Source organism: Paraburkholderia solisilvae, assembly GCF_902859875.1.
Classification (GTDB): Bacteria; Pseudomonadota; Gammaproteobacteria; order Burkholderiales; family Burkholderiaceae; genus Paraburkholderia; species Paraburkholderia solisilvae.
The window spans coordinates 1-5721 of sequence record NZ_CADIKF010000104.1 but is presented as its reverse complement, the minus strand read 5'-3'; the positions used below and the strand labels follow the sequence as shown (position 1 = coordinate 5721).

Genomic DNA, 5721 nt, shown 5'->3' with positions numbered 1-5721 from the left:
CGCCGGCGTACAGCAGCGGGGCGCCGGGCGCAGGCGGCGCCGCGGCGACGCCCGCCGGTGGACAGCCGATGACCGCGCAAAGCGCGTCAGGCACGCTCGCGTCGTACATGAGCGCGAACGGCAAGGGTTCGCTGACGACCGACGACCTGTACAAGCTCTCGCAGAACACCAACGGCAACACGCCGCCGGCTGTGTCGCAAGCGGCGAACTATATGCTGCAGAACCCGAGCGTGTACAAGCAGATCGAAACGCACGACGTGGGCGGCGCGGACGGCAAGTCGGGCGTCGGCAACTTCCAGTGGGCTGCGCAAGGCGGGCTCGGCGCGGCCGGCAATACGCCGGGCGCGGGCAGCACGCCGTCCACGCCGCCGCCGCCGTATTCGAGCGGGGCGCCGGGTGCGGGCAGTGCACCGCCGCCGTACAGTGCGACGCCGCCCGCGGGCAGCGCGCCGCCGCCGTACGCCGGCGCGACTTCGGGCGCCGGGCAGATGAATACGCAAAGCGCGTCGGGTACGCTCGCGTCGTACATGAACGCGAACGGCAAAGGTTCGCTGACGACCGACGACTTGTACAAGCTCTCGCAGAACACCAACGGCAACACGCCGCCGGCCGTGTCGCAAGCAGCGAACTACATGCTGCAGAACCCGAGCGTCTATAACCAGATCGAAACGCACGACGTGGGCGGCGCGGACGGCAAGTCGGGTGTCGGCAACTTCCAGTGGGCCGCACAAGGCGGGCTGAACGCGAGCGGCGTGGCGTAATACGAAAAGCGCGAACAACGCCAATGGCCCGACGAGTAGCGCGATGCTGGCTTTGCCGGCGTCGCGTGGCCGGCAGACCGGTCTGAGCGGTCCACGCGCGCGGCGATGCGACAGGTGTGCAGCCTGTTGCATCGCCGCGCGCTTTGCGTTTGCCCTACCTGCCGCATGTTTGTGTGCGACCGGGAAAAGGGGAAAAGGCGTGCCGGCCGCCAGGCCGTTCACGCCGTACCGGACAATGCGCCCGCAGCTGCGTCCGGATTCAAGGTCCGATATGCGCGCGCAGGTCTTCCGTGAGCGGACTCCATTCGATCAGCGCGACAAAGCCGTCGGCTGCCGCGACGACGGTCCAGCGGCGGTATTGATGCACGACCTGGCCCGGCTCGAACGCATGCGGCTCCCGCCACGCGGCGGCGCGTCGCACGAACACCTTCTTGCCGTGCAGCGGCGCAATGCATTCGAAGAGCCCGCATGCGCGCACGATCCGCATCGCGTGATCGACAGGCTGCGCGAAGTCGATGGTGCGCGCGGCATCCGTGATACGCGGCCAGTAGCTGCCGTGCGCCTGCGCGCCGGCATCGCTCCACAGCGGTTCGAAATCAGCGGCGACGCGCGCCGCCAGTCGCCGCGCGGACATTTGCAGTTTCAACTGCAGCGTTTCGTGGCATTCGTGCAGATCGAGCGGAAAGCGATCGGATGCAAGCACTTCGCCGGTATCGAACTCGGGGGAAATCCGGTGACAGCTGACGCCCCATTCGCGGCGATCCTCGAGCACGGCCTGGATCAACGGATACGGACCGCGCCCCTCGGGCAACGGCGCCGGATGGAAATTGGCGGCGTAGCGCAGATGGGGCTGCCAGTCCGGAATGCGCCACATATAACCGGCCACGATCAACGCATCGCATTGCTGCTGCGCGAGCGCCCGCATATCCGCCTCGCCGAGGCGCGACAACTGTATCGGGATTCGCATGCGCTGCGCGATGCCGACGAGTTCGCTGTTGAAGTCGATCCGGTTGTCGACGGGCACGGTATAAAGCGCGACGGGTTCCCAGCCCGCGTCGACGAAGGCGTCGAAGACGCCGCGCCACCGGTCGAAGCCTGCGAAAGCAAAGCGCATGATGTTTTCCCGTTAGTGAAGAGAAGGGCGCACAGGCGCACGCCTGCCGCGTTGCAAGGCTACGGAGAAGACGCGCAGACCCGGAGGTCGGGCCGGAAGTTCGGTTGGAAACCGCGAATGCGCGAATGGCGCGGGCTGTCCTTCGTCGTGGGTTGCGTGCGGCGTTGTTGCGTTCTGCAGACTGTCGAAACCTGACACGTCAAGATTCGCCACGGGTGCGTGGCGCACGGGTGATTCGCGTTTTGCAGACGGACTTCGCGGCGTGCGGGCAACGCGCATGTCCGCTTCGATAGATTGGGTTCACAGGACGGCAAGCATCCGCTTTCGTCTGGTGTCCGGGATAACGGACGAATCGTTGATCGACTGGGAGAAGCACGCATGAGCCTGATCGGAAGCATATTCAAAGATGTCGGCAACGCCTGCAAGGATGTCGTCGAAGGCGCCGCGCATGTGGTGGAAGGCGTCGCGCAAGCCGGCAAGGGATTGATCGATCTCAACCCGAAGGAAATGGCGAGCGGGGTGGGCGGCGCCGTCAAAGGGGCGTTCAAGGCGGACGAAGGCGCGGAGACGCTGACCCCCGAGGGACTTGCCGCAACGACGATCATGGAGGGCGGCGTCGCGGCGGTGCACGCGATGCTGCCGAACGACGAGCCGGCCGCTTCAGGCGACGACTCGCAGTCCGCGTAGCGCACATTGAGAGCGAACCATGCAAGCACTTGCCACCATGAATGGCGACGCGGCGCGCCTCGCGCGGATGGTCGTCGATTGCATCAAGGCCACGCAACTCGATGAAGCCGAGATGCGGCTCGAACACCTGTACGCCGCTCATCCGGAGACGCGGGATATTCTCGCTTTTCCGGTGATGATCGCGATCCAGCGCGGCCGTCCACACGACGCGTGGCAGATGGTCAACGGCCTGCCGGACGAGCGCTGTCCCGAACTCAAAGCGCTCTGCCTGCGCGTGCTCGGCGACCCGACGTGGCACGGATACGCAGTTGCGTACGAGGACAGCGCGGACCCGTATGTGCGCGACTCGATGCGGCAATTGCTTGGGCGTTCGGCGGCGTGAGTGGAGCGCTTCAGCAGGCCATCACGGCGGCCAGCCCAGTGCCAGTACGACCTGTGGCGCGGCTCGACAATCAACAGCAGGCGGGCCTGCTGCGGGGGAAGAAAGAGCCAGCCGCTCGCTGAGAGAAACAGGTTTGAGAGCGCAACGTAGGCGAATGAACCGCGCTAAAAACTTCCCGCTAAAGACTTCCGTTGCGTGGCCGTGCCTGAGCGGCAGCAGCGCGGCGCGCGGCCTATGCTTTAGTCCAAGGCGGTCGAGGGCATGGCCTGGACGACATCCGTTTGCCGATAAGAATAATCGACACGCAATTCGGTTCCAGGCGGGATGGCGCGTTTCGAAAAGTATGCTGGCATCGTGAGCTCATCACCATCAGGTAAAATGCAGCGCACCGGTTTTGACATCACATTATAGGTCTGCTCATCAGCAGAGCCGATAATTGCCCCTTTCGTGTCATACGTAAAAGCGGTGTTTATCAGACTCAAAATATTTTCACCGTCAATGTAACGATCTTCATTCCCTTTGCCGTCTACGCAGAAAATGAATCTGTTGTCAAACGGCCTGACACTATGATTTTTTTCCAGAAGAACGCCACCATAAACGCCCAGACATGTCCCGGGGTCGATGAACCTGTTTGCGATAACGCCGGCTTGCCCCAGCAACGTTCTCTCGAATTCGCTAGTGAGATGTCCGGACATAATAGTCGTGACGGCGAGGTTTCTGTCGTATAGATACGAACGTTCAGCTGGTGTCAATCGCGGATCGAGAAATGGCGCTACAGCGTGACTCAACACGGCGTCCACCGTTGCATCAAGGCGGACCGGAATGTCCTGACCATCAAGATCGACTAGCGGATAGTAACCATTTGAAAGCGCGGAATAGGATCGTCGATAAGGGCCGATCATCTCAATGATGGCGTTCAGTTCATCTTCTAACGACTGCATGGCCAATTGATACAGCAGCACTTGTCGCGCCTCGGCATTCTCCTGATTGAGCGCCTGCGCGGCACTTTGTGATTCACCGCTTTCAAGCAAGTCAGTGGGCGGTTCAGTACGCTGGTACGACTGCGGCCATTCCCCGCGCTCGGCTGCTTTCCTGACGCGGTCCGGTAACAGAAGCTGGCAGGCATCATTGACTTGCCGTGCGAGCACAGGGAGGGACATACATAGGTTCCGCCGGCTTCTCGACGCTTTTAGAGATCTGAACTCTTCGGAGATTATTTCTCTGACGTGTTCATCCTCAAGACCTGAAGAGGAGAGCTTCAGAAGCTTTTCTTGTATTCCGGGCATACGTTCCAGAGTAAGACGTGACGTTCGGTCGCTGCGCCTGCCTATGGCAAGTGAAATCGCATGCTAGGCAACTGACATGCTGGCGCGCGCAATCTTGCGAATAAATGACGCAGATAGCGACGCGGCTCCGATGCCTGACCCGGACACGTATGCGGCATGGTTCAATCGTGGCGCGTTTCGGACTCAGCCCGGAGCAATTGCCACGCCGCAATGTTCCGTGTTCGGCTTTTGACTGCTGCCGTACCCAGTCCGGGGGGCTCGACTCGCCGGCGCTCGATGTCGACACTGCCACCGTGTCTGGCCGAGCCGCCTGGGTGTTTTCGTGGTGGCGAAGCGATCACAATGAGGTCGGCTTGCCAGGACCTTGCCGTCCTGCGCGACTGTGAAGGAGGTGCGATATGAGGGCGATGGTATTCGATGGAGCCGATCCGGTGCTGAAGGAGCGGGACCTGCCGGATCCCGAACCGGGCGTCGGGGAAATTCTCCTGGACGTGCGGGCTTGCGGCGTATGCCGTACTGATCTGCATGTCATCGACGGCGAATTGAAGCATCCGAAGCATCCGCTGATTCCCGGCCATGAAATTGTCGGCACCGTTGCGGCACTGGGTACCGGCGTTAGCGAGGTCAGCATAGGCGAGCGGGTAGGCGTGCCATGGCTCGGCAGCACCTGTCGTCGCTGTCGCTATTGCATGTCGGGTCGCGAGAACCTTTGCGATGACCCAGGCTTTACCGGCTATACGATTGATGGCGGATACGCGCAACGCGTGCTCGCAAAAAGCGATTACTGCCTGCATTTACCACGGCGATACGACGATGCAGAAGCAGCACCCCTGCTGTGTGCGGGACTGATCGGCTACCGCACCCTTGGAATGGCGGGCGACGCACGGACCATCGGTATTTACGGCTTCGGCGCGGCCGCGCACATCATCGCGCAGGTGGCGGTTCATCAGGGGAGGACCGTTTATGCCTTTACGCGTCCGGGGGATGTCGCCGCTCAGCGGCTAGCGCTGCATCTCGGCGCGACGTGGGCCGGGGGCAGCGACGAAACCGCGCCCTCGGCGCTCGATGCGGCGCTGATCTTCGCACCGGTGGGCGCGCTCGTTCCGGCAGCGCTGCGCGCGACGTCGAAGGGCGGTATCGTCGTTTGTGGGGGCATCCATATGAGCGATATCCCCTCATTTCCTTATGCCGATCTGTGGGGAGAGCGGCGGATTGTGTCGGTTGCCAATCTCACCCGAGCGGACGGGACGGCCTTCATGAAGATCGCCGCCGAATTTCAGATCGACGTGGTGGTGACCCGCTATCCGCTTGCGGACGCGAATCGGGCACTTGATGACCTGCGTGCCGGCAGGCTCGTCGGCGCCGCGGTACTCCAGATAGGTCCGGGTCACTTCGAAGTAGCTGAAGGTCGATTCGGTCGCCGTGAAATGCAGCGCCATCAGCCGGCTCGTCGCATCGTCGACATACACCAGCAGCGTGCACGCCGGCGCC

At 62.6% G+C, this 5721-nt stretch carries 5 protein-coding genes and 1 pseudogene; 4 read left to right on the top strand and 2 right to left on the bottom strand.

The features are described from left to right. On the top strand, nt 1-761 hold a 761-nt coding region (locus HV675_RS31800), incomplete at its 5' end, for a hypothetical protein (RefSeq protein ID WP_175115428.1). A gap of 259 nt (nt 762-1020) precedes the next feature. Here HV675_RS31800 and HV675_RS31795 read toward each other — a convergent pair. Next, nucleotides 1021-1875, bottom strand: coding sequence for a formyltransferase family protein (locus tag HV675_RS31795; RefSeq protein WP_175115427.1), 855 nt, complete (start codon nt 1873-1875; stop codon nt 1021-1023). Between the two features lie 378 nt (nt 1876-2253). Between HV675_RS31795 and HV675_RS31790 the strand changes: the two genes are divergently transcribed. Both HV675_RS31790 and HV675_RS31785 read left to right on the top strand, forming a co-directional pair. Further along, nucleotides 2254-2562: a hypothetical protein gene (locus HV675_RS31790; RefSeq protein WP_175115426.1), complete on the top strand. Its 309-nt coding sequence runs from the start codon at nt 2254-2256 to the stop codon at nt 2560-2562. A gap of 19 nt (nt 2563-2581) precedes the next feature. Continuing rightward, nucleotides 2582-2944: an HrpB1 family type III secretion system apparatus protein gene (locus HV675_RS31785; RefSeq protein ID WP_175115425.1), complete on the top strand. Its 363-nt coding sequence runs from the start codon at nt 2582-2584 to the stop codon at nt 2942-2944. Between the two features lie 239 nt (nt 2945-3183). Here the strand turns inward: HV675_RS31785 and HV675_RS31780 are convergent, their stop codons facing one another. Beyond that, nucleotides 3184-4104 (bottom strand): SET domain-containing protein, encoded by a 921-nt coding sequence (locus HV675_RS31780; protein ID WP_175115424.1) that lies wholly within the window; start codon nt 4102-4104, stop codon nt 3184-3186. A gap of 524 nt (nt 4105-4628) precedes the next feature. On the opposite strand from HV675_RS31780, the pseudogene HV675_RS31775 reads away from it, so the two are divergent. Continuing rightward, nucleotides 4629-5609 (top strand): annotated as a pseudogene (locus HV675_RS31775) (zinc-dependent alcohol dehydrogenase family protein); the annotation flags it as partial. Nucleotides 5610-5721 lie beyond the last annotated feature (112 nt).

Bases quoted from the DNA above. Each gene is read 5' to 3' on its own strand.
- HV675_RS31780 (WP_175115424.1), bottom strand. From the start codon at position 4,104: ATGTCCCTCCCTGTGCTCGCACGGCAAGTCAATGATGCCTGCCAGCTT.
- HV675_RS31785 (WP_175115425.1), top strand. From the start codon at position 2,582: ATGCAAGCACTTGCCACCATGAATGGCGACGCGGCGCGCCTCGCGCGG.
- HV675_RS31790 (WP_175115426.1), top strand. From the start codon at position 2,254: ATGAGCCTGATCGGAAGCATATTCAAAGATGTCGGCAACGCCTGCAAG.
- HV675_RS31795 (WP_175115427.1), bottom strand. From the start codon at position 1,875: ATGCGCTTTGCTTTCGCAGGCTTCGACCGGTGGCGCGGCGTCTTCGAC.